The sequence below is a fragment of the Streptomyces sp. SAJ15 genome (genome assembly GCF_007595705.1).
In the GTDB taxonomy this organism is placed as follows: Bacteria; Actinomycetota; Actinomycetes; order Streptomycetales; family Streptomycetaceae; genus Streptomyces.
This window is the reverse complement of record NZ_NISY01000010.1, coordinates 63,384-90,207: the sequence shown is the minus strand read 5'-3', so window position 1 is coordinate 90,207 and position 26,824 is coordinate 63,384. Positions and strand designations below refer to the sequence as shown.

The following is a 26,824-nucleotide window of genomic DNA, read 5'->3' as shown; positions in this document are numbered from 1 at the left end:
ACGACCGGCCGCGCCAGGCGCTAGAACTCGTCGTCGTCTCCGTAGATGTCCCGCCGCCGCCCCCACCAGCGGCGTCGGCGCGGCAGTCCCTCCTCGGTGTCGTCCTCCTCGCTGACCAGCGCCGCGCCGCCGCCCAGCTCGCCCTTCCGCACCGCGCCGTCGGGTCCCCCGACCCCGGCACCGGACTCGACCTCGCCACCGCCACCGGCACCGGCGCCCAGACCGGCACCGGCACCGGCACCGGCAGCGCTCTCGGCATCGACCGCGGCGTCGACATCCAGGACGGCATCGACACGGGTGACGATGTCGACATCGGGGACAGCGCCGGCATGGCTGACGGTGTCGACATCGGCTTCGACATCGGGCCCGGCGTCGATCTCCCCGTCCGCCTCGATGTCGAGCTGGGCGTCGAACAGCGCGTCGAGGGCGGACCTGGGCGGCCCGGCGTCCCCCGTCGCCGCCTCCGCGAAGGGTTCGTCGGCCTCGGGCGCGTCGACGCACTCCGGTCCCGGAGGGACGGTGACGAACGCGGTCGGGACAGGGGCGGGCCGCGCGACGGCCGGTGCCGAGGGGGTGAGCGCGGGGGCGGCGGGGGCCTCCCTTCCGGGGGTGGGCTCCGGGGCGGCGCGCCGGAGGAGTCGCCAGAGCCGCCACAGGCGCCACCCCCGCAACACCAGCGCGCCCGGCACGCCGATGAGCGCCGCCCAGACGAACGCCGCGGCGCCGGTCAGCCACCAGCTGGGGCCGAAGTGGGCGAGGGCCCGGGAGCCGAGCGGGCCGCCGGCGAACGCCGCGAGCAGCGCCGTGGCGATCCCGCAGCCCAGCGCCGCCAAGGCGGCCGCGAGGGCGGTCTCGCGCCAGTGCCAGGCGGGCCTGCGGCGGGTCGCCGCGGCGCCGACGAAGCACGCCACCGACAGCCCGGCGGCGAGCGGCAGCAGGCCCGCGAGCGACCACACCAGCGGGCCGCCTCGGGCGCTCGGCTCCGGCAGCGCGGCGAGCAGCGGAAAGTCGGGGAGCAGCGGCCGGGCCGACACGCCGAGGGGGCCCACCACGCTGCCCGCGCCCACCGTGAAGCCGGGCCCCAGCCCGTACGCCGCGGCCCACACCATGGCGTTCGGCAGCAGGACCAGCGCCAGCAGCAGCACCGCGAAGCGCCCCGTCCAGGCGTCGGAGAGCTCGCCGAAGGTCTGCTGCACGGCGTGCGCGTGACCGATCAGCGAGACCACCACCAGCACCGCGCCGCCGCCGAGCAAGGCGAGCGTCGCCCCGGTCGCCGCCCGTAGGGCCGCCGCCCGGCAGGCGCGCGACGGCCAGGGCTCCACGCCGGGCCGGCGCCGGAGTCGTCGGGCCGCCAACCAGGCGGCGCCGGGCACCCGGCGCAGCAGCGGTCGGAGGCGCGGCAGCCGCTCCCGTACCGGCTCGACCAGCCGGTAGGCCACGGCGGGCAGCGGCACGCGCAGCCGCCGTCCCCCCGCCCACACCCCGACGGCCGCGACGGACACGGACACCAACGGCAGCCACAGCACGGCGCTGAGCGGCGCCACCCGTAGCGGCCCGGCCTCCGCCGCGTACGCCACCGCGGCCAGTCCGACCAGCAGGTAGCCGCCGGTCACCCAGCCGAGCGCGGCCCGCGGCGCCAGGCCGCGCCAGGCCGCGACGGCATCGACCGCCCCGGCCACGTCCACATCCGCCGCCCCGGCGGGCGGCTCCAGCCGGGGCGGCTCCAGCGCGCCCCGCGCCGCCCGGTACAGCAGCCAGCACGGCCACACGCTGATCAGCAGCGGCGTCACTCCGATGGGCGCGGCCGCGCCGGACGACGTCTCGGCCCGTACCAGCTCCGCCCCGTGCGCCAGCAGCCACAGGTCGGCCGCGATATGCAGGGCCCCGCCGGGGCCGTTGTCGGGATACGGCGACACGATCCACAGCAGCAGTACGGCGACGGCGAGCACACCGAGGCCCAGCCCGGCGGCGATCACCCCGCCCAGGAACGCCTGCCCGGCGGCGGACGAGCCGCGGGAGACGAGGTGGTCGGACGGGGAGGGCGGAGACAACGGGGGGCTGTGGTCGGACATTTGGGTCACATGACCATGCTGCCAATAACCACCGTTTCGCCCCGGCAGCGGGCGAATACCCGACGTGTCGCCCAAGATATGGTTATGCACGTTTTGGACTACTTCTGCGGTGGTGCATCGGCATGAGCAGAAAGCGCACGAGCCGCCGCCGGCGAGCCCAAGCGGGCATATCCGCCGACACCGGCACCGGCCTGTCCACCGCCACGGCCACCCTGAGCCCGAGCGGGAACCAGGAGTCCGACTCGAAGGCGAACTCCGGGGCGAGCTCCACGGCCAACTCCGGGGCCGACGAGGGCATCGGCCGAGGCGCCAGGGCGTCGACCGGCACCCGGACGGCGCCCCGGGCCGCCACCAGGGCACCCGCGAAGCCCCACCCGGCGGCCGAAGCCACCGGGACGCAGTGCGACGCGCAGGCGGGGACGGGCCGACGCCGACGCCCGACACCCCGTTGGGCGACAGACGCACCGACAGACGCACCGACGGACGGCTCTCCCCACCGGCCGCTTCGGAAGACCGACACGGTCACGGCGGCGGCGAGGGGCGACACGTCCGCGCCGCACCACACGACCGGCCACAAGGCCACCCCGTCGCACCCGGAGCCCGGCGCACCGGCCGCCGCCCCGCCACCTCCCGAGGCCGGCGCGACGATCGGCCCCGCGCCACCCCCCACGGCCGCGCGACCGCCCCGTACCGAGCGCGGCACCGGGGAACCGCCGCGGGCCCCGGAACCTGACGAGGCGTCGAAGGCCGCCGACCCGTCCTGGGCCGAGTTGGAGGACACCCTGCCGCTCCCCGCCGTACCGGCGTCGGCTCCCGCGGCACCGACACCGGCACCGGCCCCCGCTCCCGCTCCCGCCGACAGCCCCGCCGGCACTCACACCGGCACTTCCGCCGCCACCCCCGCGGCCGCCTTCGACGCGCTCTACGACCGGCATGCCGCGCCGCTCGCGCGGCAGGCGTATCTGCTCACCGGCTGTCCGCGCACCGCGCGGCGGGCGGTGGAGCACGCCTTCCGGCTGGCCTGGCGGCGCTGGCCGGAGGTGGCCGTGGACCGCGACCCCGGCGGATGGATACGGGCCGCCGCGCACGACTACGCGCTGGCGCCCTGGCGCCGACGGCCGCGCACCCGCCGGCGGTGGCTCCTCCGCCGCTGGTGGGGCCGCGCCGCGGGCCCACCACCGCTGTTCGGCACGCTGCTCACGCTGCCCGCCTCCTATCGCCGCGCCCTGGTGCTCTACGACGGCCTCGCTCTCGGCCTGGCCGAGACCGCCGCCGAGTCGCAGGCGAGCACGCCGGCCACGGCCAACCGGATCATCCGCGGGCACCGGGTGCTCACCGATCCGCTGCCCGAGCTGCGCGACGCGCCGCCCACCGAGCAGAGCCGGATCCTCCGCGAGGAACTGACCGCGCTGGCCGCGGGGCAGCCGGCGCCGCCCCGGGCGGCCCGGGCCGTGCGGCAGGCGAGCGAGCGGGCCGTACGCCGCTGGACGCGGGCCGCCATCGCCGGCGCCGTCCTCTTCCTGGTCCTGATGGGGCTGACCGTCGCGGTCACCCGGAACGCGGAGACCCCGGCGTCGGACCCGGTCCGCCCCGAGCCGGCCGGCTCCCCCGCGGCCGGCCCCACGGCCTCGCCCGCATCCACCTCCTCGCCGACGCCCTCACCCACCCCCACTGCCACCTCCACCGCCACCTCGACACCCGCGGCCACACCCGGACAGAACGCACGTTCCACGTGAAACAAGGGGGCGTTGGGCCGGAAAGGCCGTGGGCCCGTACCCCCGGAGGGGTACGGGCCCACGGCCTCGCTGCGGTCGGGATCAGCCCGCCAGGGCCGCCCGAGCCAGCCGCGCCGTCTCGGACGGCGTCTTGCCGACCTTCACACCCGCGGCCTCCAGGGCCTCCTTCTTCGCCTGGGCGGTGCCGGACGAACCGGAGACGATGGCGCCCGCGTGGCCCATGGTCTTGCCCTCGGGGGCGGTGAAGCCCGCCACGTAGCCGACGACCGGCTTGGTGACGTTGGCCTTGATGAAGTCGGCCGCCCGCTCCTCGGCGTCGCCGCCGATCTCGCCGATCATCACGATCAGGTCGGTGTCGGGGTCGTCCTGGAACGCCTTGAGCGCGTCGATGTGGGTGGTGCCGATGATCGGGTCACCGCCGATGCCGACGCAGGACGAGAAGCCGATGTCGCGCAGCTCGTACATCATCTGGTAGGTCAGCGTGCCGGACTTCGACACCAGACCGATGCGACCCGGCTTGGTGATGTCGGCCGGGATGATGCCGGCGTTGGACTGGCCGGGGGTGATCAGACCCGGGCAGTTCGGGCCGATGATGCGGGTCTTGTTGCCCTTCTCGCCCGCGTAGGCCCAGAAGCTGGCGGTGTCGTGGACCGCGATGCCCTCGGTGATCACCACGGCCAGCGGGATCTCGGCGTCGATCGCCTCGATGACCGCGTCCTTGGTGAACTTCTCCGGGACGAAGATAACGGTGACGTCCGCACCGGTCTTCTCGATGGCCTCGGCCACGGAGCCGAAGACCGGGATCTCGGTGCCGTCGAAGTCGACCGTGGTGCCGGCCTTGCGCGGGTTCACGCCACCGACGATGTTGGTGCCGGAGGCGAGCATCCGACGGGTGTGCTTCTGGCCCTCGGAGCCGGTCATGCCCTGGACGATGACCTTGCTGTCCTTGGTGAGGAAGATAGCCATGGTTGTGGTGTCCCTCGTCCCTTACTTCGCAGCCAGCTCGGCGGCGCGCTCGGCCGCGCCGTCCATGGTGTCCACCTGCTGCACCAGCGGGTGGTCGGCGTCCGTCAGGATCTTGCGACCCAGCTCGGCGTTGTTGCCGTCGAGGCGGACCACCAGCGGCTTGGTGACCTCTTCACCCTTGGACTTCAGCAGCTCCAGGGCCTGCACGATGCCGTTGGCGACCGCGTCACAGGCGGTGATGCCACCGAAGACGTTGACGAAGACGGACTTGACGTCCGGGTCGCCCAGGATGATCTCCAGGCCGTTCGCCATCACCTCGGCGGAGGCGCCGCCACCGATGTCGAGGAAGTTGGCCGGCTTGACGCCACCGTGGCTCTCACCGGCGTACGCGACGACGTCGAGGGTCGACATGACCAGACCCGCGCCGTTGCCGATGATGCCGACCTCGCCGTCGAGCTTGACGTAGTTGAGGCCCTTGGCCTTGGCCGCGGCCTCCAGCGGGTTGGCCGACGCCTTGTCCTCGAGGTCGGCCATGCCCGGCTGACGGAACTCGGCGTTCGCGTCCAGGGAGACCTTGCCGTCGAGCGCGATGACGCGGCCGTCGGCGACCTTGGCGAGCGGGTTGACCTCGACGAGGAGCGCGTCCTCGGCGATGAAGGTCTTCCACAGCGTCTGGAGGACCTCGGCGACCTGGTCGGCGACCTCGGCCGGGAACTTCGCGGCCGCGACGATCTCGCGGGCCTTCTCCTCGGTGACGCCCTCGTTGGCGTCGACCGGGATCTTGGCGAGGGCCTCGGGCTTGGTGGCCGCGACCTCCTCGATGTCCATGCCGCCCTCGACGGAGGCCATGGCCAGGAAGGTGCGGTTGGTGCGGTCGAGGAGGTACGAGACGTAGTACTCCTCGGCGATCTCCGGCGCGGTCTCGGCCAGCATCACCTTGTGGACCGTGTGGCCCTTGATGTCCATGCCAAGGATCTGACCGGCCTTCTCGACCGCGTCCTCCGGGTCGGAGGCCAGCTTGACGCCACCGGCCTTGCCGCGGCCGCCGACCTTCACCTGCGCCTTGACGACCGACCGGCCGCCGAGCCGCTCGGTCACCTCGCGCGCCGCCTCAGGCGTGTCGATGACTTCACCGGCCAGCACCGGTACACCGTGCTTGGCGAAGAGGTCCCTCGCCTGGTACTCGAACAGGTCCACGCGCGTCCGTCCCTTTTCCTGGATTTCGCGGTTCGTTGTCTGCGCGGGCGTGCCGCGGTGGCAGCGTGAGGACGCGATCTTTGACGAGGGCGGCACACGTGCGCCGGGTACGCGGCATGTCCGTCTCGCAGGTTATCCCCGTGGGACCTGGGTCCCTAAATCACAGGTCACACTCACGCGGTGATTACGGTCACAGATCGGGGTACGGGCCATGCATTCGAATGCGGTAGGGGTCATCGAGGGCATAAGCGACGACCGGGCAGCCCCCTCCCCAAAGGGGGCCGCCCGGTCGGTCGGGTCAGCGCCGTCGCGCCCGTGCCATTCGGCGGTACCGCCGTACGGCCGAATGGCGGCACGGGTGGATCAGAGTCCGAGACCGCCGGTCGCGGGCAGCGTCGGGAGGGTCGCCGGGACGCCGTCGACGGCCGGCGGGGTCGTCGGCAGCTCGGCACCGGTGGGCAGGTCGGCCCCGGTGGGCAGGGCCGGGAGCGCCGGAATGTTGGCGGCGTTGCTCAGGTCGGCGGGGACGGCCGGCAGGATCCGCTGGGCACCGGAGACGGCGTTGTCGGCGGCGCGCCGACCGTCGGCGACCGCGGTGGTGGTCAGGACCTGGGCGTACGGGGCGGCCGTGGCGGTCACTCCGTCGGCGAAGGTCCGGGCGTCACCGGTCGCGTCGCCGGCCAGGACCCCCGCCGACCCAGTCGCGTCGCCCGCGAGCCCCCGCACATCGCCGGTCACCCCGCCCGCGAGGTCGTAGGCCCCCTCGGTGGCGCCGGTGGTGAGGGACACCGCACCGCCGGCCACGGTCCGTGCGAAGGGGGTGGTGGCCCCGGTCGCGTGCTCGGCCAGCGCGCCGGTGTCGCCGGCGGCCCGCTCGGCCACCGGGACCGCCTCGACGACGACCGGGCGCGCGACGGGCGGCAGCACGTCGCCGGCCACCCGGTCGACGGTCGGGCGGGTCTGGGCGACGGCGCCCTGCGCGGTGCCGGTCAGCTGCTCGGGACGGACGCCGGCACCTGCCAGCGCGGCGAGCAGGTCATCGGCGGAGCCGGCGCCGGCGGGCAGCGAGGGCAGCTCGGCGGGCAGGGTCGGGGCGCCGGGGGCGGAGGGCACGGAGGGGGTGGAGGGAACAGACGGGACCGCCGGGACGGACGGCAGCGAACCGACCACCGGGATGTCCGACAGCGCGCCGGGAACCTCACCGGACAGACCGTCGAGGTCGGCGACGTCGCCTGCGCGCTCGGCCGCCCCGTCCACCGCCCGGCGGGCCTGTCCCAGGTCGGCCGCCTTGCCCAGCTCCCCGGCCTTGCCCAGCTTGGTCGCCTTACCGAGGTCGGCCGCCTTGCCCAGGTCCGCGGCCTTACCCAGGTCCGCGGTCTTGCCGAGGTCGGTCACCTTGCCCAGGTCCGTGCCCTTGCCCAGGTCGGTCGCCGTGCTCAGGTCGGCGGTCTTGCCGAGCTCGGCTGTCTCGCCCAGGTCCGCAGTCTCGCCCAGGTCGGTGACCTTGCCCAGGTCGGCGGTGTCGGTGACGCCGTCCAGCGCACCGGTCGACACGCTCTCGGTCGACAGGTCCTCGGCCGGCAGTGCGCCCTTGGCGGTGTCGGTGGCGCCGCTCACGGTGCTGGTCACGGCGTCGGTCGCCGGCGCCTCGGGACGCTCGTCGGCACTGGCGGCCGCGGTGCCCAGCGCCCAGATTCCGGTGGCAGCGGCGGCGACGAGGATGGAACGGCGAAGGTTGGTACGCATGGTGGAGGAAAGTCCTTCGAATTCGTGGAGTTGGCGAACGGGCAGACCTGTCCCGCCCCCGCGCGGCAGGTCTTCAGCAGACGGGGGAGACGGTCTGCCCTAGCCGGGGAATTCGAGGATTTCGTGGTAGCGCTCGCGCGTCGGCGCGGAGCTGTCGCCGCTCACCGCGCCGGGCGCCAGCCCGAAGCGGGCCACGCCGGACGGCGGCAGGGCGGCGGGCGCATCCCCGCCGCGAGGGGCGCCGCCGTCGCCGGCGGACGAGGACACCGTCCCGTACGGGGCCCGCGGGAGCCGGCTCGGCACCGGGGACTCCCCGTCGCGTGACCGGCCGTCAGCCACCCGCGCCACAGGGCGCCGCGCATCGTCGGCGGCATCGGCCGACGGGACGGCAACGCTCCAACGGCCCTGTGTAGCTGGCGTGTTGATGGCATCGGTCGACGCCGCCGCTCGGCGGTCGGACGCGGTGACGTCCGGCGTCGCACGGCCGTCGGCCGCCGGTCGGGTCGCGTCATCCGACGTCGTCGGGTCGGCCGGGCGGGCGCCCTCGCCGGCCCCGGGACCGACGTCGCCGACCGGGTCCACGGGCAGGGCACCGGTGGTGTCGCGCACCACCTCGCCGACCGGCGCGGCGATGCGCTCCACCGGCTCGGTGACCGGCCGCACGGCCTCCCGTAGCACCGTCTCGACGGACCGCGCGGTCTCGGCCGTGGACACGACGCGCTCCACGGTCCGCTGGCGCGTCGCCTCGACGACCTTGACGGCCTCGACGGGGCTGAGGGAGCGGGGGCGGCGCACGGCGGCCGCGTCCCCCGCTCCGTCACGGGTCTCGGTGGCGTCGACCTCGTGGTCGACGCCGGACTCCCGGGGGTCGAGCGCCTGGGAGACGCCTGGCCCGCCCGCACCGACAGGGGCCTTTGCCCCTTCGCCCCGCTCCGCGGCCTGAGCGGTGCCGCCGAGGACGAACGCCAGCGCCAGGAAGCCCCCGAGGAGGAGCACGGTCAGCAGCGCCCGCCGCACCGCGACCGTGCGCGAGAAGCGCACGGCGGCGGAGAGGGTGAACGCGACGGACACGAGCGGAACCTTCCCTGGGAACGACGGTGCGCCGCGGTGCCCGGCATGGCGGGGCCCGCGCGCTACGACGGGGTGGTGACGGGGAGTCTGGACTGGCCGGGCGAACGGATGACCACACGTTCCGGCCGGTGGCTTGATCCTTGCACGAGGGGCGGGGGCCCGCGCAACCCCCCGGTTACCGTTGCGGCGCCTTGTCCGGTATGGGCAGTTGACGCTTCTCGATCGCGGCCGCCATCACCTCCGGGAACAGGTCGGGCGTACAGGCGAAGGCCGGCGCACCGAGCGCCGCGAGCGCCCCCGCGTGCTCCCGGTCATACGCGGGCGCGCCCTCGTCCGACAGCGCCAGCAGCGACACGAACCGCACCCCCGACGCCTTCATCGCCGCCACCCGCTTCAGCATCTCGGCCCGGATGCCGCCCTCGTACAGATCGCTGATCAGCACCACGACGGTGTCGGCGGGCCGGGTGATCCGCGACTGGCAGTACGCCAGCGCCCGGTTGATGTCGGTGCCCCCACCCAGCTGGGTCCCGAACAGCACGTCCACCGGGTCGTCCAACTGGTCGGTGAGGTCCACGACGGCGGTGTCGAAGACGACCAGCCGGGTGGCGATGGAGCGCATCGAGGCGAGCACGGCGCCGAACACCGCGGCGTACACGACGGACGCCGCCATCGAGCCCGACTGGTCGACGCAGAGGATGACCTCCTTGCGCACCCCGCGCGCCGCCCGGCCGTAGCCGACCAACCGCTCCGGCACGACCGTGCGGTGCTCCGGCAGGTAGTTCTTCAGGTTGGCCCGGATGGTGCGGTCCCAGTCGATGTCACGGTGGCGCGGACGGCTGACCCGGGCCGAGCGGTCCAGCGCCCCGGTCAGCGTGGCGCGGGTGCGGGACGCGAGTCTCCGCTCCAGGTCCTCGACCACCTTTCGGACCACGGCCCGCGCGGTCTCCTTCGTGGTCTCAGGCATCGCCTTGTTGAGCGAGAGCAGCGTGCCCACCAGGTGCACGTCCGCCTCGACCGCCTCCAGCATCTCCGGCTCCAGCAGCAGCGCCGACAGCCCGAGCCGGTCGATGGCGTCGCGCTGCATGACCTGGACCACCGAGGTGGGGAAGTACGCACGGATGTCGCCGAGCCAGCGGGCGACTTGGGGCGCGGAGCCGCCGAGCCCCGCGGACCGCGCGGCCCCACCGCCCGCGCCGGCCCCACCGGGGCCGCCGGGCCCGCCGGGCCCCCTGCCGCCGTCGCCCCCGTAGAGCGCCTCCAGGGTGCGGTCCATCGCGGCGTCCCGACTTCCCAGCACGCACCCCGTGCCGTCGGCCGCGCCGCCCCCGTCGCCGCCCAGCACCAGCCGCCAACGGCGCAGCCGCTCGCGGGCCTCGAAGGTGTCGGCGGTGTCGGCGGTGCCGGCGTCGAAGCCGCGCCCCTCCGCGGCGGCCGCGGTCACGTCGGTCATGTCGCTCACCTCACTGGTCATGCGCGCCCCTCCGCGCCGGTCGTCGTGGCGATGGCCTCATGGCGACCGCCGGGATCGTGGAGACCGCCGGCATCGTGAGGACCGCCGGGGTCGTGAGGACCGCCGGGGTGGTGAGGACCGCCGGGGTGGTGGTGGCCCAGCAGCAGGCGGAGCGTCGGCAGCACGGCGGCCGCGCGGGCCGGGTCGAGCTCCGGGGCGAAGCCGGGCGCGGGCGGGGTGCGCGGAGGGCCGCCGGCTCCCGCGGCCCCCGACCGGTCGACCGGGCCGCGGCGGACCAGCTCGCCCAGGGTGCGGCGGACCCCGGGCTCGTACGCCGAGAACGTGCGCCGCAGCAACGGCAGCACATCCGTGAAGGAGTCGGCCGGCACACCGGTCAGCCAGCCGTCCACCAGGGCCAGCAGCCGCTCGTCGTGCACCAGGAGCATCCCGCCGCCCGTGCCGCCGCCGATGAAGCCCTCGATCCAGGAGGCCGCTTCCGGCGGCGCGGTGCCCGGCGAGAGCGCCAGCCGCATCAGCCGCGCCGCCTCCCCCTCGGCCAGGGACCCATCGTCCAGCAGCAGCCGCGCCGCCCGACCACGGATCAGCCCCGGCACGCCGTCCCGGTCGGCCAGCCCACGCAGCGCGCCGCGCCACCGGGTGTCCAGCCCGTCCATGTCGGAGCGGATGTGCGGGGGCGGCAGCCGGCCCGGGTCGTCACCGCCGGCTCCCGGGTCGTGATCGCCGGCTGGGGACGGGTCGCCGGGACCACTCGCGGCAGGCGTCACCGGGCCGGACCGCGCCTCGGCGAGGAGGCCGACCGCTTGGTGCACGGTGTCCAGATGGCGGCGCATCTCGGCCGCCCCGTCCCGGTCCAGCCCGCCGCAGGCGGGCGGCAGGCCGACGATCACGCGCTCGGCGATACCGGCGGCCACGTCCGTGAGGGCCGCCGTGTCGGTCCCGCGCACATCTCCATAGCGCACGGAACGGACCAGGGCGGGCAGGGCCTGGGCGAGGTGCCCGACGTCGGCGTCGAGCGCGGCGCGGTCGGCCAGGGCGCGCATCACCACGGGGAGCGCGTCGGAGAGGCCGGCGAGCAGACACCGCTCGGCGAGCTCGGTGATCTCGGCGAGCGTCGACGCCCCCACAGCCAGCGCCTCCGCCTTGGCGGTGGCGGCGGACAGCACGGTGGTCCCCCACACCCCCGCCTCGGCGACCCGTACCGACAGCTCCGGCTCCCAGCACAGCCGCCAGGTCTCGCGGAAGGTGCCGATGTTGGCCCGCGCGGAGCGGGCGGGGACGCCCCAGTCGATACCGAGCAGCCGCAGCCGGTGCAGCAGCCGGCCGCGCGCCGCGTCGGTGTCCTTGCGCAGGTCCAGGTCCAGCTCGCGCTCCTGCGCCTCCGGCTTGAGGCGCAACGAACGCTGAGCGCGGGTGAGATCCCGCTGGAGCGGGGTGGCCGGTGCGGAGTCGGGCACCTCGCCCAGCTCGTCACCGACCACCAGGCGGTCGCGGACCAGGGCGAGCGGCACCTCGGAGCCCTCGCACATCACCGCGCGGACGGCGTCCAGGGTCTCCGTCAGTCCGGCCAGCGGGCGGCCGCGCATGACCGCCAGCGTCTCCGCGAGCCGCACCGCCTCGATGACATGGGCGGAGGAGACCGCGTGGTCCTCGGCGCGGAGCAGGGTGGCGACCCGGGTCAACCAGCGCTCCACGGGGCGGTCGGGCGCGTGGAAGAGATGGGCGTACCAGCCGGGCGAGGCGATGCCGGCGCCGTAACCGCTGTGTCGGGCCAGACGGCGGTGCGTCCACGGCACCCAGCTCAACTCCGCCTTGGCCTTGGGCAGCCCCTTGAGGAGGGCGCGGTCGGCGGTCACGGTCGTCTTCTGGGACAGCGCCGGCACGTGCCACGCCCCGCAGACGACCGCGACCGCGTCCCCGAACTCCCGCCGTGCCTCACGCAGCCGCAGCCGCATGTGCGCCTCCCGCACGGCATCGCGGGAGTGGCCCCCGAGCCCGTACGCGGCGCGCAACTCGGCCATGGCCTCGGCCAGCGCCTCGAACGGGGCCAGCACACGGGCGGCGTGGCTGTCGTCCGCGTCGACGTCTCGAGCCTCCTGGAACGCGGCCGCGCGGCGGTGCTCCACGACGTCCTCCCACCAGCGCTCCGGATCGTCGTACCCCGCCGCCCCGGCGAGCACGGCCAACGGGTCCACACGCGGGTCGGCCGCCTCCGCGTCTCCGCCGGACGGGTCAACGATGGCGGGGTCGTCACCGGAGGGGACACCGGCTGCCGGACCGCCGGCCTCCGGGCCGACGGCAGCCGGGCCGACGCGGGTCGCTCCGATGTCCGGGCCGGCGCCGGCCGGTTCACCGGCGGGCTCGACCGCCTCACGCTCGACCACCTCGGGCTCCCGCGGGCCGGCGCCCACGGCATCGCGGCCCCCGGCGGCGGAGCTCGTCCCGTCGGGACGCGCCGCATCGGCGTCCCGCCGCCGGGCCCGCTCCTCCTCGGCGGCGGCGAGCGCGAGCGAGTGCGCGGCGGGCAGGTCGATGAAGCGCACCGGCACCTCGTGGGCCAGTGCCCAGCGGATGGCGACCCACTCCGGCGAGAACTCCGCCAGCGGCCAGAACGCCGCGCGCCCCGGGTCGTCCACGACGTGCGCCAGCAGCGCCACCGGCGGCCGCATCCGCTCGTCGGCTGCGAGGCCCACCAGCGCGTCCGCCTCCGGCGGTCCCTCGATGAGCACCACCGCCGGCCGGCAGGCGTCCAGCGCCTCCCGCACCGCTCGCGCCGAGCCCGGCCCGTGGTGCCGCACGCCCAGCAGGACGGGACCCGGCCCGGCGCCCGGCCGACCGCCGCCCGGCGCGCTCCCCCCGCGCGGAGCGCGCGCCCCCCGCCGCGACGCGGTCACGCGCTCACCTCACGGCAGGCGCGGTAGAAGTCCTTCCAGCCCTCGCGCTCGCGGACGACCGCCTCCAGGTACTCCTGCCAGATGACGCGGTCCGCCGCCGGGTCGCGGACGACCGCGCCCAGGATGCCCGCGGCCACGTCGCCCGCGCGCAGCACGCCGTCTCCGAAGTGCGCGGCGAGGGCGAGGCCGCCGGTCACCACGGAGATGGCCTCGGCCGTCGAGAGCGTGCCAGAGGGCGACTTGAGCTTCGTGCGCCCGTCGGAGGTGACGCCCTCGCGCAGCTCGCGGAAGACGGTGACCACCCGGCGGATCTCGTCCACGCCCTCGGGCACGGCGGGCAAGTCGAGCGAGCGGCCGATCTGGTCGACGCGGCGGGCGACGATGTCGACCTCGGCCTCGGGCGTGGCGGGCAGCGGGAGCACCACGGTGTTGAACCGGCGGCGCAGCGCGCTGGAGAGCTCGTTGACGCCCCGGTCACGGTCGTTGGCCGTCGCGATCAGGTTGAAGCCGCGCACCGCCTGGACCTCCTCCCCCAGCTCCGGGATCGGCAGCGTCTTCTCCGACAGGACGGTGATCAGCGTGTCCTGCACATCGGCGGGGATGCGGGTCAGCTCCTCCACCCGGGCGGTCATCCCCCGCGCCATGGCCCGCATGATCGGGCTGGGCACCAGCGCCTCGCGGCCGGGGCCGTGGGCGAGCAACCGCGCGTAGTTCCACCCGTAGCGCATGGCCTCCTCCGGCGTGCCGGCGGTGCCCTGCACCAGCAGCGTCGAGTCCCCGCTGACCGCCGCCGCCAGGTGCTCCGACACCCAGGTCTTGGCGGTGCCCGGCACGCCGAGCAGCAGCAGCGCCCGGTCGGTGGCCAGCGTGGTCACGGCGACCTCGACGATCCGCCGCGGGCCCACGTACTTCGGGGTGATGACGGTGCCGTCGGACAGCGTGCCGCCCAGGAGGTAGGTGGCCACCGCCCAGGGAGAGAGCCGCCAGCGCTCCGGCCGAGGCCGGTCGTCGGCGGCCGCGAGGGCCTTCAGCTCATCGGCGAAGGCGTCCTCGGCATGCGGTCGCAGAGCGGCCGGGGCCTGGGTCGGGGACGGGGTGGACGGCGGCGTCTGGGCCGGCGTCGAGGGCGTGTCCGCGGGTCCGGGCACAGTCATGGTCACAGCTCCCCCAGCTCGTCACTCGGTCCGGGATCCGGATCTGAGAACCACCTTGCACCACCCCACTGACAATCGGTCCGGCGTCAACGAACGTGCAGGCCAGGGCGATTGTCAGTGGCGGAATCTAACGTCGTGGACATGAATCCGCAGGGGGAACGCTGGACGGCGGAGCAGGTGCTGGAGCTGGCTCCTGACGCCGCATCACGCAAGGCGGGCAGCAGGCTCGCGACCGCCGATCCGTGGTCGGACACGGGGACGGTCACGAGCGTCGCGGTGGACCCGGGCGGGGGCGCGGGGGCGTCTTCGCCGGGGGCCTCCGTGTGGGGGCTCTGCAAGGGCGGCGGAGGGACGCCGTACCAGACGGTGGTCGATCTCTCCGGGCCGACCAGCCCGACCGCCGTGTGCACATGCCCGAGCCGGAAGTCTCCGTGCAAACACGCGTTGGGCCTGTTGTTGCTGTGGGCGACGGGCGAGGCGGGAGAGGGGGGTGTACGGGAGGCGACCGAGCCGCCGCCGTGGGCCGAGCGGTGGCTGAGCGGTCGGCGGCGGCGGTCCGAGCGTGCGGCGGCGGGTGCGACGCCCGGCGCCGGCGGTGCCGACGACACGGCGGGCTCGAAGGGCCCGGGGGGTTCGGGTGGCCCGGGTGGCTCGGGGGCCGCCGATCCGGTGGCGGCCCGGCGGCGGGCCGAGCGCCGTAGTCAGCGGATCGCGGCCGGCGCCACGGAGTTGGAACGTCGCCTGGCCGACCTGCTGCGCGACGGACTGGCCGCTACCGGCGACGCCGACGACTCGCACGCCGCGTACGCGACATGGGACGAGACGGCGGCCCGGATGGTGGACGCCCAGGCACCCGGGCTGGAGGCGCGGGTCCGCGAGCTGGGCGCCATCCGGGCCTCCGGCCCCGGCTGGCCTGCCCGACTGCTGGAGGAGGCCGCGCTCATCCACCTGCTCAACCAGGGCTATCTCCATCTGGACGAGCTGCCCGAGGAGTTGGCCGCCACCACCCGCGCCCGCGTCGGCATCAGTTCGAACGCGGCAGAGGTGCTCTCCTCGGGCCCCGCCGTACGGGACCGTTGGCTGGTGCTGGGCCAGCAGGACAGCGCCGACGGCAGGCTCACCACGCGCCGGATCTGGCTGCGCGGGGAGCGCACGGAGCGGATGGCGCTGCTGCTCTCGTTCGGCGCCGCCGGCCGCGCGCCGGAGCTCGCGTTCCCCACCGGCCTGATGCTCGACGCCGACCTCGTCTACTACCCCTCGGCCCGGCCGCTCCGCGCGGTGCTGGGCCCCCGCCGCGCCGAGTCCGCGCCCGCGCGGCTCGAACCGGGGCCGCCGCCTGGCGTCGACCCGGCCGCCGCCCTGGCCACGTACGGGGAGGCGTTGCGGGCGGACCCGTGGCTGGACGCCTGGCCCACCGTGCTCGCGCAGGTCACGCCGATACCCCGCGGGGAGGGCTGGCAGCTGGCCGACACCCGCACCGGCACCGCCCTCCCCGTCGACCCGCGCTGCCTGGGCCGCGCCGACCTGTGGCAGCTCGCCGCCGTCTCCGGCGGCGGCCCGATCACGGTCTTCGGCGAGTGCGGCCACCGCGGCTTCAGCCCCGTGACGACCTGGGACCCCCTTCCCGTGCCCTTGTGAGTCCCAGCCCACCCGGCCCCGCGGGCCAGGCCCCCATGCCCCGTGCCGCGTGCCCTCGTGCCCTTGTGAGTCCCGCCCCACCCGGTCCCGCGGCTTCAGCCCCGTGCCTCCGACCTCACCCAAACCGGCCCATGAGCCCCGACCGGACCACCCGGCCCCATGGACGCCGACCTCACTCGCCCGGACTCATGAGCACCGCCCACACGGCCGCCGTACCCGAGCACCTCGGCGACCCGGCCCACCGCCGAGGCCGACGCCCGGCCCACCGCCGAGGCCGACGCCGGCCGGGCGCCCGGACCGACACCCGCAGCCGGCCGCTTGAGCCGGCGCCCCGGGCCGGCGACGGGCTCCGTGCCTGGTCATGGACCGCTCCCGAGACGAGCTGCCTGCGCGGGCCCGGCGTACGGGCCCGCGGGGGGCTGCGCCCCCGGCCACGGTTGACTCCGTGGCCGGGTCCCGCGACGGGCGGCCCCGAGGACCGCCGCCCTTCCGCGACACCCGATCGACCGCCCCGACCGACCGCCCCGACCGGCCCGACCGGCCGCCACGACCGATCTCACCACCCGCCCGACCGACCGTCCGCCACGACCGCCACGACCGCCACGACCGTCCGCCACGACCGACCTCACCGGACCCGACCCCACCGACTCCGCCCGACCATCGACCGCCCGCACAGACGGAGGACGCCGTGAACCACCCCGCGACCGACGCGGACGACCGCGCCGGAGCCGTCCCCGCCTGGGACGACCTCCTCGCCGCCGCCCTGCTGGGTACCGACCGCCGCCGGCCGCCCGTCACCCCGCGCCCCGGGCAGGAGGCACCAACCGCGCTGCTGGACGCCGCCGCGCTCAGCACGGTGGCCCGGCGGGCCGGGCTGCGGCCCGCCGCCGCCTGGGCCGCCCCCGCCGCCGCGCCGGAAGACCCGCGCCCGCCGCTGCCCCCGGCCGCGCGGCGACGGCTGGCACTGCTGCTGGCGGACCGCTCCGCCGGTGGCCACTCCGGCACGCGTGCCGCCCCCGACCTCACCGAGCTGTTGCCGCAGTGGCTCGCCCTCGCCAACGAGCGCGGCTACCGCGCGCCCGCCGCGCTGCTCCCCGCCCTGCTCGACGCCGCCCGAGCCCGCACCGACCTGCGCCCGGAGGCGCTCGTGCTCGCCGGGCCGCGCGCCCTGTGGCTGGCCGCGCTCAACCCGGAGTGGAAGTTCGCCCGGCGGGGGGCCGCCGGGCGTCCGCCGGCCGCGGGGCTTCCCTCGGCGCTCGGCCCCGCCCCCTCGGGCGCCGCCCTGGAGACGACGGAGGCGCTGCTACGGGCGGCCGAACCCCGCTGGCAGGAGGGGCTGTTCGCGGAGCGCGTCGCGGTGCTCGGCGCCGTGCGGCACCGCGACCCCGCCGCCGGCCTGGCGCTGCTCGCCGGCACCTGGGCGACGGAGCGCGCGGAGGACCGGCTGATGTTCCTGGACTCGCTGCGCGAGGAGCTGTCGGCCGGCGACGAGCCGTTCCTCGAGGCGGCGTTGTCCGATCGCAGCCGCAATGTGCGCGCCACCGCCGCCGAGTTGCTCTCCGCGCTCCCCGGATCCGCCCTCGCCGCTCGGATGGCCGAGCGGACCCGTGCGTACGTCACGCTGGAGGTGGCGCCGGACGGCACGGCGGCGCGCGTCGCCGTCGAGGCGCCGGTCGAGTGCGACGGCGGGATGCAGCGCGACGGGGTCGTCGCGAAGCCGCCGGCGGGGCGCGGGGAGCGGGCCTGGTGGCTGGGCCAGCTGGTCGAGGCGACTCCGCTGGAGCGCTGGTCGGAGTGGTTCGGCGGGCTGGACGCGGCGGCCATCGTGGCCCTGCCCGTGGCCGACGGCTGGCAACCCGACCTGCACGCCGCCTGGTGCCGGGCGGCCGTCCGGCAGCGCGACACCGCCTGGTCCCGCGCCCTGCTCGGCGCCCCGTCGGAGCCGCTCAGCACGCCGCCCGCGGCGGGCGAGGCGGCGCTCGCGGCCGCCGCCACCGCGGCGTCCTGGCGCGACCCGGCCAAGCTGCTGTCGGCGCTGCCCGCCGCGGAGCGGGCGGTCTGGGTGGCCGAGTTCATCGCCGCCCACGGCCTGTCCGACGCCTTCCGACTGCTCGGCGTCTGCGCCGTGCCCTGGGCCGAGCCGCTGGGCCACGCGGTCGTCGACGCCCTGGACATCGCCCGGGACGCCGGTAGCTACCCGTGGAGTTTCAGCGGCGTCATGGGGCTGGCCGAGCGCTGCCTCGACCCGTCCCAGGCCGATCGCCTGGAGGTGCTCACCGCCGCCCCGGACGATCCGGAGGACGGCTCTCCCGGCGCGGTCGGCTACTGGTCCGAAGCCTTCCAGCGGCTGGTCGGCACCCTGCGGTTGCGCGCCACCATGCGCGCCGAACTCCTCACCCCGGACCCGGCGGGCTCGCCCCCCGCCCCGTGACGGGACCGGCCTGCCGCCGGGCGGCCCCGACGGTGCTGCCGCCGCACGACCACCGGCCCCCGCCATCCCCGTCGCGCACGGTCGCGGTGGCTGTGGGCGCCACGGCGCGGTGGCTGCGGGCGCCACGGTCGCGGTGGCATGGGGGTGCCTCCCGGCGTCCCCTCGGGGCCGGGAGGCGGGAAGGGTCCCTCAGGGTCCCTCAGGCGGCGACCGGGCGGACGTTCTCCCGCACCCACTCCACGATGGAGGTGGTGGTCGCGCCGGGGGTGAAGATCGCGGCGACGCCCTGCTCCTTGAGCGGAGGGATGTCCTCTTCGGGGATGATCCCGCCGCCGAAGACCTTGATGTCCGCCGCGTCGCGCTCGCGCAGCAGCTCCAGCACCTTCGCGAACAGCGTCATGTGCGCGCCCGAGAGGATGGACAGGCCGATCGCGTCGGCGTCCTCCTGGATCGCGGTGTCCACGATCTGCTCCGGTGTCTGGTGGAGGCCGGTGTAGATGACCTCCATACCGGCGTCGCGCAGCGCCCGCGCGATGACCTTGGCCCCGCGGTCGTGGCCGTCGAGCCCCGGCTTGGCCACCACCACGCGGATCGGACCAGTCACTCCCATCACTGCCTCCATGCTCCGTTGCACGACAGCCGTTACCGCCCGTAAGCGGTGAACGAACGTTATCCCCAGCTTCCCGCACGCGGCAGTTTCGCGGCGAGCGGCGAGGGGGAAATCACATATGGGACACGATCGGAAACAGTCGTAACCGGTCCGCATCCGACGCCGAGAGGCAGTCGAGGCGGACGCACACGAGAGTCGTGTACGGCTGTCAGGGAGCCGCAGCGGGGAATCGCACCGCCGCGCCGTAGCCGCACGGCGCGGCGGTGCGGTCCGCCCAAGAGCCGGGCCGTCCATCCGGGCCCGGCCCCCACCCACCCCGCCTCGGCTGCCCGCAAGGGCACACGGGGGCAGAGCCGCCCCCCGTCGTGCCGATTTCGGGAGGTCGGCGCCATGAGGGCCATTCCCTTTCCCCATTCCCTACTCTCCCCACTGCGCTCCTCTACGGCACTGGTGAGGGCCACCGCCGTCGACGTGGCGGTGCTCGCCGCGCACGTCCTGCTGTACCCGACGGGGTTCGCGCAGGAGCACCCGCCGGAGGACTCGGCACCCTCGTCGTCCGAGCGCGCGCCGAAATCTCCCGAAAGCCAGGTTCACAGGCCCGTCCTTCTGCTCCACGGGTTCATCGACAACCGATCCGTCTTCGTGCTGCTGCGCCGCTCGCTGCGTCAGCACGGACGGCACCATGTCGAGGCGCTCAACTACTCTCCGCTCACCTGCGACATCCGCACCGCCGCCGAGCTGCTGGGCAAGCATGTGGAGGAGATCTGCGCCCGCACCGGCCAGCGCCGGCTGGATCTGGTCGGGCACAGCCTCGGCGGGCTGATCGCCCGCTACTACGTGCAGCGCCTGGGCGGCGACGCCCGCGTCCACACCCTGGTGACGCTCGGCACCCCGCACAGCGGCACCCGCGCCGCGCCGCTGCTCTCGGCGCACCCCATCGTGCGCCAGATGCGCCCGGACTCGACCGTGATCGCGGAGCTGCGGCTGCCCGCGCCGGGCTGCCGCACCCGGTTCGTGAGCTTCTGGAGCGACATGGACCAGGTGATGACGCCCGTCGAGACGGCCCAGATCGACCACCCCGACCTTCAGGCCGAGAACGTCTGCGTCAAGGGCGTCGGGCATCTCGCGCTCCCGGTGCACCCCGCGATAGCCACCGGGGTGCGGCAGGCCCTGGACGGGTCCCCGATCGAACCGGAAGCGGAGGAACACCCCGAAACGGAAGGACGGGACGAGGCCGGCCGGAAGTCGACCGAGCCGAAGTCGACGCGCCGAGACGCCCGGTCCAACCCTCGCTCGAAGAAGCCACCGGAACGCACGCAGGACGGCCCTCCGGACCCACCGGCGGACGCTTCCGGCACCGCCTCGGTCGCCTGAACACACCGACGAATTCCCCGAACGCGATTCGAACGCCGGGCCAAGCAATGGCGTTCAGACAGCCGAAAGACGGCCAAAAGCCCTTTCGGGTGCCGCCGGTGCCCCGCCGAAGATTGTCGCCGTCGCATACTGCCGGGTACAGTCGCCGCACTGCACCGCCCTGGGGATCCCCCCAGACCCCCAGCTCCTGCTGCCGAGGCGAAAGAGAAGTTGGTGGTGAACGACCGTCACCCGTCGGGGAGCTCCATCCCGACCGTCCCCGCTCCCGACGCCTCTTACACCCCGCACTACGGGGGTTATGAGGAGCAGCAGGGTTCCACGCACTCCTACGCTGCGTACGACGGCTACGTCACCGGCACCGACGTCTACTCCACCGGCTCCTTCGACCAACTCGCCGGCTACGACACCGGCGCCTACTCCGGCTACGACGCGCACGGCACCGGCTCGTACGACACCGGCGGTCAGTACGACGCCACCCAGTGGGCCGCCGGTTCCAGCGACGCCACGCAGCACTGGGACTCCGGCGCGTACGACACCTCCGCGCTCTGGTCCGGTGCCGACTACCAGCCGGTCGCCGACGCCTCCGGTCAGGCCGGCATCCCCGCCCAGCACGGCGCCGTGGACACCAGCGGCTCCTGGGACAGCGGCGGTTGGGACACCGGATCCTGGGACGCCGCCGACGCCTCGGGCGGTTGGGACGGCGGGACCTGGGAGGCGGCGGCCGCCCCCGGCGGCTACGACGCGCACGCCACCGGCTCGTACGACACCGGCGGCTCGCACGACACCGGCTCGCACGGCACCGGCTCGTACGACACCGGCGCCTCATACGACACCGGCCACTGGAACACCGGTACCGGAACCGACACCGGTCTGACCCAGACCTGGGACGCCGCCCTCTGGGCCCAGGACGGCGAGCAGCCCCGGCACGACCCCGCGCCCGAGGGGGATTCCACGGCCGCCGAGGCAGCCGCGCACGCCGACGACGCGCCCCGCCCGGATCCGGAGCTCCACGGCGACCCGGACGACGCCGAACCCGTCCTCGTCGCGCCGCACGCCGACGCGGACGCGGCATCCCACGCCGACGCCCCGCGCCGCGAGTCCGCCCGCCGCGACGGAGCGCGCGCCCGCCGCCGCACCGCGGCCGCCCGCCCCAAGCGCTCCGCGCTCCTCACCGTCGCCGTCCCCTCGGTCGCCATCATGGGTGTGACCGCGGTGGCCGCGGCCGCCGTCAGCGGCATCGGCAGCGGTTCGAAGGAGGAGTCCAAGACGACGCAGGCCGCCAAGGACGCCCCGCCCGTCAAGGCGTCGGTCGCCAACAGCAAGCTGGACACCCAGCTCGCCGGGGTCACCCGCAACGCCGACGACTTCGCCAACCGCGCCAGCCGCACCCAGGAGCGCATCGACCTCAAGGAACGTCAGGAGGCCGAGCGGAAGCGGGCGGCGGAGGAGGCCGCGCGCAAGGAGCGGCTGCGGCCGAAGTTCGCCCTCCCGGTCGCCCAGCACGGACTGAGCGCCGGCTACGGACAGGCCGGCATCAACTGGATGTCGGTGCACACCGGCATCGACTTCCCGGTGAGCTACGGCACGCCGGTGATGGCCGCCACCGACGGCACCGTACGCACCCAGTGGAACAACGCGTACGGAAACATGGCGATAGTGACCTCCCCCGACGGCACCGAGACCTGGTACTGCCATCTCAGCACCACCAAGATCCGGAGTGGCTCGGTGAAGGCCGGGGACGTCATCGCGTACTCCGGCAACTCCGGCAACTCCACCGGCCCCCACCTGCACTTCGAGGTCCGCCCGGGCAGCGGCTCGGCCATCGACCCGGTGCCGTGGCTGCGCAGCCACGGGCTCGACCCGATGTAGCCCGCCGGCGACCCCGCGCCGCGCCCGCCGTCACAGCCGCGACCACCCCGCGGTCCCCCCGGGCCCACCACCTAGGCTCCGTCCCATGACGGACTCTTGGCTCAGAGCCGCCGAGACCCTCGGCAGCGACCTCCACCTTGAGCTCACCGGCGCCGGTAGCCGCCGCGCCGTCCTCATGCGCGCCCTGCGTGACGCCATCCGCACCGGGCGGCTGGCCCCCGGAACCAAGCTGCCGCCCTACCGGTCCCTCGCCGCCGACCTCGGCATCGCCCGCAACACCGTCGCCGACGCCTACGCCGAGCTGGTCGCGGAGGGCTGGCTGACCGCCCGTCAGGGCTCCGGCACCCGCGTCGCCCGACGTGCCGAACCGTTGCGCCCCGCGCCGGTGCGTCGACGCCCGCCGCAGCCGCATGCCCGCCCGGTCCTGGATCTGGTGCAGGGCAAGCCCGACCCGTCCGCCTTCCCGCGTGCCGCCTGGCTGGCCTCCGCCCGTCGGGCGCTGAACGTCGCCCCCAACGAGGCGTTCGGCCCCGGCGATCCCCACGGCCGCATCGAGCTGCGCCGCGCCCTGACCGAGTACCTCGCCCGCGTCCGCGGTGTCCGCACCGAACCCGACCGGATCGTCATCTGCACCGGCTTCGCCGGCGCCCTGCGGCTGTTGGCCCGGGTGCTGGGGTGGTCCGGCGCGCCCGCCGACGGGCCCGCCCCGCTCGCCGTGGAGTCCTACGGGCTGCCCTTCCACCGCTCCCTCCTGGCCGACGCCGAAGTCCGCACCGTCCCGCTGCCCATCGACGAGCACGGCGCCGTGGTCGACGCGCTGTCCGGCCCGACGGCGCGCGGGACCGGAACGGTTCTGCTCACCCCCGCCCACCAGTTCCCCACCGGCGGCCCGCTCCACCCCGAGCGACGGTCGGCCGTGGTCGACTGGGCGCGGACCGGCGGCGGGCTGGTGCTGGAGGACGACTACGACGGGGAGTTCCGCTACGACCGGCAGCCGGTCGGCGCGGTCCAGGGCCTGGACCCCGACCGGGTCGTCTACCTGGGCTCCGTCAGCAAGGCGCTCTCCCCCGCGCTGCGCATGGGCTGGATGGTGCTGCCCGGCCATCTGGTCGAGCCGGTCATCGCGGCCAAGGGCCAGCGGGAGCCGTGGACCAGCGCCCTGGAGCAGCTGACGCTGGCGGACTTCATCGAGTCGGGCGGCTACGACCGGCACGTACGCCGGATGCGGCAGCGCTACCGGAGCCGCCGCGACCAGCTCGTCGCCGCGCTCGCCGAGCATGCCCCGCACATCCGCGTCACCGGCATCGCCGCCGGGCTGCACGCCGTGCTGGGCCTGCCGCCGGGCACCGAGCGGGCCGTGGTGCGCGACGCGGTCTGGCAGGGCCTGGCCCTGGAGGGCCTGGCGCCCTACCGCCACCCCGAGTGCCCCACACCCCCCGTCGACGGGCTGGTGGTCGGCTACGCGACCCCGCCCGACCACGCCTACCCGGACGCCCTACAGGCCCTCTGCCGCACCCTCCCCCCAGCCCAGACCCCGTAAGGGGCGCGGGGAACCGCGCGCTCAGCCCCAGCGGGCCCGCCCCAGAACCGCGAACCAGGCGTCCCCCTCAGGGGCGCGGGGAACCGCGCGCTCAGCCACAACCGGCCCGCAGGCAAGAGACGGCCTCAGCCTCCCGCCCCCACTCCCCCCGCACCCCTAGCGGAGCGTCAGAGCTTCTCGACAGGCGCGTACCGCAGAAGCAACCGCTTCGGCTTCTCGTCCCCGAAGTCGATCGTCGCCTCCGCGCTGTCCCCGCTGCCCTTCAGCCCGACCACCCGGCCGAGCCCGAAGGTGTCGTGGGTGACCCGGTCGCCGACGGCCAGCGCGACCACGGGGCGCTCCTTGGCGCGGCGGGTGGCGAAGCCGCTGGCAGCCGTCTTGCCGCGGGCCGCGGAGGAGGCCGACAGGGCGGAGGTGATCCCGGAGACCGCGCCCATGGCGCCCATCGCGCCCATCGACGTCCCGGAGCCCCGCGAGCCCAGCGCGCCCATGCTGGCCGACGGTGTCGACGGCCCGGTCCGCTTCCAGGTCAGGTACTGGTCGGGGATCTCCTCCAGGAAGCGGGAGGGCGGGTTGTACGAGGGCTGGCCCCAGGCGCTGCGCATGGTGGACCGGGTCAGGTACAGCCGCTCGCGGGCGCGGGTGATGCCCACGTACGCCAGCCGGCGCTCCTCCTCCAGCTCCTTGGTCTGGCCCAGCGCCCGCATGTGCGGGAAGACGCCGTCCTCCAAGCCGGTCAGGAAGACCACCGGGAACTCCAGGCCCTTGGCGGTGTGCAGGGTCATCAGGGTGATGACGCCGGTGCCCTCGGTGTCCTCGTCGGGGATCTGGTCGGAGTCGGCGACCAGGGCCACCCGCTCCAGGAACTCGGCGAGGGTGCCCGGCTCGGCCTCGGTGCGCTCCTGCTCGAACTCCAGGGCGACCGAGGCCAGCTCCTGGAGGTTCTCGATGCGGGTCTCGTCCTGCGGGTCGGTGGAGTTCTGCAGCTCGGCGAGGTAGCCGGTGCGCTCCAGGACGGCCTCCAGCACGGTGGCGGGACCGGCGCCCGACTCCACGACCGTGCGCAGCTCCTCCAGCAGCGTGTTGAAGCGCTTCACGGCGTTGCTGGAGCGGGCCGCCATGCCGTACGCCTCGTCGACGCGGCGCAGCGCCTGCGCGAAGGAGATCTTCTCGCGCAGCGCGAGGGCCTCGATCATCGCCTCGGCGCGCTCGCCGATGCCGCGCTTGGGCACGTTGAGGATGCGCCGCAGCGGGACGGTGTCCTCGGGGTTGGCCAGCACCCGCAGGTAGGCCAGGACGTCCCGGACCTCCTTGCGCTCGTAGAAGCGCACACCGCCGACGACCTTGTAGGGCAGGCCCACCCGGATGAAGATCTCTTCGAAGACGCGGGACTGGGCGTTGGTGCGGTAGAAGACGGCGACGTCGCCGGCCTTGGCGTGGCCGTCGTCGGTCAGCCGGTCGATCTCGTCGGCGACGAACTGGGCCTCGTCGTGCTCGGTGTCCGCGACATAGCCGGTGATCGTCGCCCCGGCGCCGGCCTCGGTCCACAGGTTCTTGGGGCGGCGGTTCTCGTTCCGCTCGATGACCGCGTTGGCGGCGTTCAGGATGGTCTGGGTGGAGCGGTAGTTCTGCTCCAGCAGGATCGTCCTGGCCTGCGGGTAGTCCTCCTCGAACTGGAGGATGTTGCGGATGGTGGCGCCCCGGAAGGCGTAGATCGACTGGTCGGCGTCGCCCACCACGCACAGCTCGGCGGCGGGGAGCTCCTCGGTGTCGGTGCCCACCAGCTCGCGCACCAGGGTGTACTGCGCGTGGTTGGTGTCCTGGTACTCGTCGACCAGCACATGGCGGAAGCGACGGCGGTAGTGCTCGGCGACGTCAGGGAACGCCTGGAGCAGGTTGACCGTCGTCATGATGATGTCGTCGAAGTCCAGCGCGTTCGCCTCGCGCAGCCGCGACTGGTACATCGCGTACGCCTGGGCGAGCGTCTTCTCGAAGCCGTCCGCGGCCTGGCCGGCGAAGGTCTCCTCGTCGATGAGCTCGTTCTTGAGGTTGGAGATCTTCGCGCTGAAGGACTTGGGCGGGAAGCGCTTGGGGTCCAGGTCGAGGTCCCGGCAGACCAGCGCCATCAGCCGCTTGGAGTCGGCCGCGTCGTAGATCGAGAAGGAGGAGGTGAAGCCGAGCTTCTTCGACTCGCGGCGCAGGATGCGCACGCAGGCGCTGTGGAAGGTCATCACCCACATGGCGCTCGCCCGCGGGCCGACCAGGTCCTCGACGCGCTCCTTCATCTCGCCGGCGGCCTTGTTGGTGAAGGTGATCGCCAGGATCTGGCCGGGGTGCACCCGGCGGGTGCCGAGCAGATGGGCGATGCGATGGGTCAGCACCCGGGTCTTGCCGGAGCCGGCGCCGGCGACGATCAGCAGCGGTCCGCCGGAGTGCTCGACGGCCGCCCTCTGCTGCTCGTTGAGCCCTTCCAGCAGCGCCGCCGGGTCGACGGCGGGGCGGGGGGCGCCGTCCCGGTAGTGGGTGTCCCTGGGCTCCCTCGGTGCGGGCACGTTAAAAGTGTCGCCGAACAGGTCGTGCGGCACCTCCTCCGCGGCCGCGTACCCGACGTCCTCGGGGTCCTCGGGCGGCGGCGGGGGCTCCTCGCCCGAGGGTTCGAGGCCCGCCAGGAAGCTGTCGTCAAAGAGGCTGCTGCTCATCGCCACACGAGTCTAGGCGTCCGCACCGACAACGGGCCGACGAAGTCACGGAATGGTATCGGGGCAAATCGAACAGCAGGCTTCCCAGGGGCCCCGCGCGTTGGCTAGCGTGCTCGCCCAAGCGGCCCGCACCGCCCGTCGGCGACCGCGCCGGCACGGGCCGCCTCCGTCGAGTCCGGCCCTGCCCCACCAGGCACCCGGAGCCGGGGACCCACACGCAGGACCGGGGTGAATCAGACCGTATCGGACCACCGGCCATCGGTGCTCTCGCTCGATGCCGGCCCGTACGGACCGTAGGGCAGCCTTCCGACGCCCGAACCCGACAGCTAACCCGGTAGGCGGTCCACGGAAGGAGGCGC

At 74.9% G+C, this 26,824-nt stretch carries 15 protein-coding genes, 1 pseudogene and 1 riboswitch; of the genes and pseudogenes, 6 read left to right on the top strand and 10 right to left on the bottom strand.

Translation table 11 applies throughout. From position 1 onward, the window contains the following. Positions 1-20: 20 nt before the first annotated feature. Positions 21-2,072 (bottom strand): DUF6350 family protein, encoded by a 2,052-nt coding sequence (locus CD790_RS23730; RefSeq protein WP_260867837.1) that lies wholly within the window; start codon positions 2,070-2,072, stop codon positions 21-23. Between the two features lie 122 nt (positions 2,073-2,194). On the opposite strand from CD790_RS23730, the gene CD790_RS23725 reads away from it, so the two are divergent. Further along, entirely contained in the window at positions 2,195-3,808 is a 1,614-nt protein-coding gene (locus CD790_RS23725) for an RNA polymerase sigma factor (RefSeq protein WP_144385350.1), read from the top strand. A gap of 81 nt (positions 3,809-3,889) precedes the next feature. Here the strand turns inward: CD790_RS23725 and sucD are convergent, their stop codons facing one another. The 7 genes from sucD to CD790_RS23685 all read right to left on the bottom strand — a co-directional run bounded on the left by sucD (position 3,890) and on the right by CD790_RS23685 (position 14,304). Then, positions 3,890-4,774, bottom strand: coding sequence for a succinate--CoA ligase subunit alpha (gene sucD / locus CD790_RS23720; protein ID WP_144385349.1), 885 nt, complete (start codon positions 4,772-4,774; stop codon positions 3,890-3,892). A gap of 21 nt (positions 4,775-4,795) precedes the next feature. After that, positions 4,796-5,971 carry an ADP-forming succinate--CoA ligase subunit beta gene (gene sucC / locus CD790_RS23715; RefSeq protein WP_144385348.1) on the bottom strand — a complete coding sequence of 392 codons (1,176 nt, stop codon included), beginning with the start codon at positions 5,969-5,971 and terminating at the stop codon, positions 4,796-4,798. Positions 5,972-6,334: 363 nt separating this feature from the next. Beyond that, positions 6,335-7,717, bottom strand: coding sequence for a hypothetical protein (locus CD790_RS23710; RefSeq protein ID WP_144385347.1), 1,383 nt, complete (start codon positions 7,715-7,717; stop codon positions 6,335-6,337). Positions 7,718-7,816: 99 nt separating this feature from the next. Next, the gene (locus CD790_RS23705) at positions 7,817-8,788 is read right to left on the bottom strand and encodes a hypothetical protein (RefSeq protein ID WP_144385346.1); all 972 of its coding nucleotides are present in this window, start codon (positions 8,786-8,788) and stop codon (positions 7,817-7,819) included. A gap of 175 nt (positions 8,789-8,963) precedes the next feature. Continuing rightward, complete coding sequence (locus CD790_RS23700) at positions 8,964-10,238, bottom strand: VWA domain-containing protein (RefSeq protein ID WP_144385454.1); 1,275 nt, start codon at positions 10,236-10,238, stop codon at positions 8,964-8,966. Between the two features lie 17 nt (positions 10,239-10,255). Beyond that, the gene (locus tag CD790_RS23695) at positions 10,256-13,063 is read right to left on the bottom strand and encodes a DUF5682 family protein (protein WP_399218135.1); all 2,808 of its coding nucleotides are present in this window, start codon (positions 13,061-13,063) and stop codon (positions 10,256-10,258) included. A gap of 83 nt (positions 13,064-13,146) precedes the next feature. Continuing rightward, on the bottom strand, positions 13,147-14,304 hold the full coding sequence (locus CD790_RS23685; protein ID WP_144385345.1) for an AAA family ATPase: 1,158 nt from the start codon (positions 14,302-14,304) through the stop codon (positions 13,147-13,149). Positions 14,305-14,445: 141 nt separating this feature from the next. Here CD790_RS23685 and CD790_RS23680 point away from each other — a divergent pair, with 141 nt between their 5' ends. Then, a complete protein-coding gene (locus CD790_RS23680; RefSeq protein ID WP_144385344.1) occupies positions 14,446-15,942 on the top strand; it encodes an SWIM zinc finger family protein in 1,497 nt (498 codons plus the stop codon). 688 nt (positions 15,943-16,630) lie between these two features. Continuing rightward, positions 16,631-18,373, top strand: coding sequence for a DUF5691 domain-containing protein (locus CD790_RS23675; RefSeq protein ID WP_144385343.1), 1,743 nt, complete (start codon positions 16,631-16,633; stop codon positions 18,371-18,373). Between the two features lie 199 nt (positions 18,374-18,572). On the opposite strand, the gene CD790_RS23670 is transcribed toward CD790_RS23675, so the two are convergent. Further along, complete coding sequence (locus tag CD790_RS23670; RefSeq protein WP_144385342.1) at positions 18,573-18,983, bottom strand: cobalamin B12-binding domain-containing protein; 411 nt, start codon at positions 18,981-18,983, stop codon at positions 18,573-18,575. 390 nt (positions 18,984-19,373) lie between these two features. On the opposite strand from CD790_RS23670, the pseudogene CD790_RS23665 reads away from it, so the two are divergent. From CD790_RS23665 to CD790_RS23655, 3 genes and pseudogenes are all read left to right on the top strand, one after another. Further along, positions 19,374-20,168, top strand: a pseudogene (locus CD790_RS23665) (esterase/lipase family protein); the annotation flags it as partial. 405 nt (positions 20,169-20,573) lie between these two features. Continuing rightward, positions 20,574-22,226, top strand: coding sequence for a M23 family metallopeptidase (locus tag CD790_RS23660; RefSeq protein WP_144385340.1), 1,653 nt, complete (start codon positions 20,574-20,576; stop codon positions 22,224-22,226). An 85-nt stretch (positions 22,227-22,311) separates the two neighbouring features. After that, positions 22,312-23,766, top strand: a complete 1,455-nt coding sequence (locus CD790_RS23655; RefSeq protein ID WP_144385339.1) for a PLP-dependent aminotransferase family protein — start codon at positions 22,312-22,314, stop codon at positions 23,764-23,766. Between the two features lie 167 nt (positions 23,767-23,933). Here CD790_RS23655 and pcrA read toward each other — a convergent pair whose 3' ends face one another. Continuing rightward, a complete protein-coding gene (gene pcrA, locus CD790_RS23650; RefSeq protein ID WP_144385338.1) occupies positions 23,934-26,465 on the bottom strand; it encodes a DNA helicase PcrA in 2,532 nt (843 codons plus the stop codon). 172 nt (positions 26,466-26,637) lie between these two features. Further along, a riboswitch (cyclic di-AMP (ydaO/yuaA leader) is annotated at positions 26,638-26,822 on the top strand. Positions 26,823-26,824 lie beyond the last annotated feature (2 nt).

Excerpts from the sequence above, each read along its gene's own strand:
- CD790_RS23670 (WP_144385342.1), bottom strand. The coding sequence starts at position 18,983 with ATGGGAGTGACTGGTCCGATCCGCGTGGTGGTGGCCAAGCCGGGGCTC.
- CD790_RS23685 (WP_144385345.1), bottom strand. The coding sequence starts at position 14,304 with ATGACTGTGCCCGGACCCGCGGACACGCCCTCGACGCCGGCCCAGACG.
- CD790_RS23700 (WP_144385454.1), bottom strand. The coding sequence starts at position 10,238 with ATGACCGACGTGACCGCGGCCGCCGCGGAGGGGCGCGGCTTCGACGCC.
- CD790_RS23680 (WP_144385344.1), top strand. The coding sequence starts at position 14,446 with ATGAATCCGCAGGGGGAACGCTGGACGGCGGAGCAGGTGCTGGAGCTG.
- CD790_RS23725 (WP_144385350.1), top strand. The coding sequence starts at position 2,195 with ATGAGCAGAAAGCGCACGAGCCGCCGCCGGCGAGCCCAAGCGGGCATA.
- sucD (WP_144385349.1), bottom strand. The coding sequence starts at position 4,774 with ATGGCTATCTTCCTCACCAAGGACAGCAAGGTCATCGTCCAGGGCATG.
- CD790_RS23655 (WP_144385339.1), top strand. The coding sequence starts at position 22,312 with ATGACGGACTCTTGGCTCAGAGCCGCCGAGACCCTCGGCAGCGACCTC.
- CD790_RS23730 (WP_260867837.1), bottom strand. The coding sequence starts at position 2,072 with ATGTCCGACCACAGCCCCCCGTTGTCTCCGCCCTCCCCGTCCGACCAC.
- CD790_RS23710 (WP_144385347.1), bottom strand. The coding sequence starts at position 7,717 with ATGCGTACCAACCTTCGCCGTTCCATCCTCGTCGCCGCCGCTGCCACC.
- pcrA (WP_144385338.1), bottom strand. The coding sequence starts at position 26,465 with ATGAGCAGCAGCCTCTTTGACGACAGCTTCCTGGCGGGCCTCGAACCC.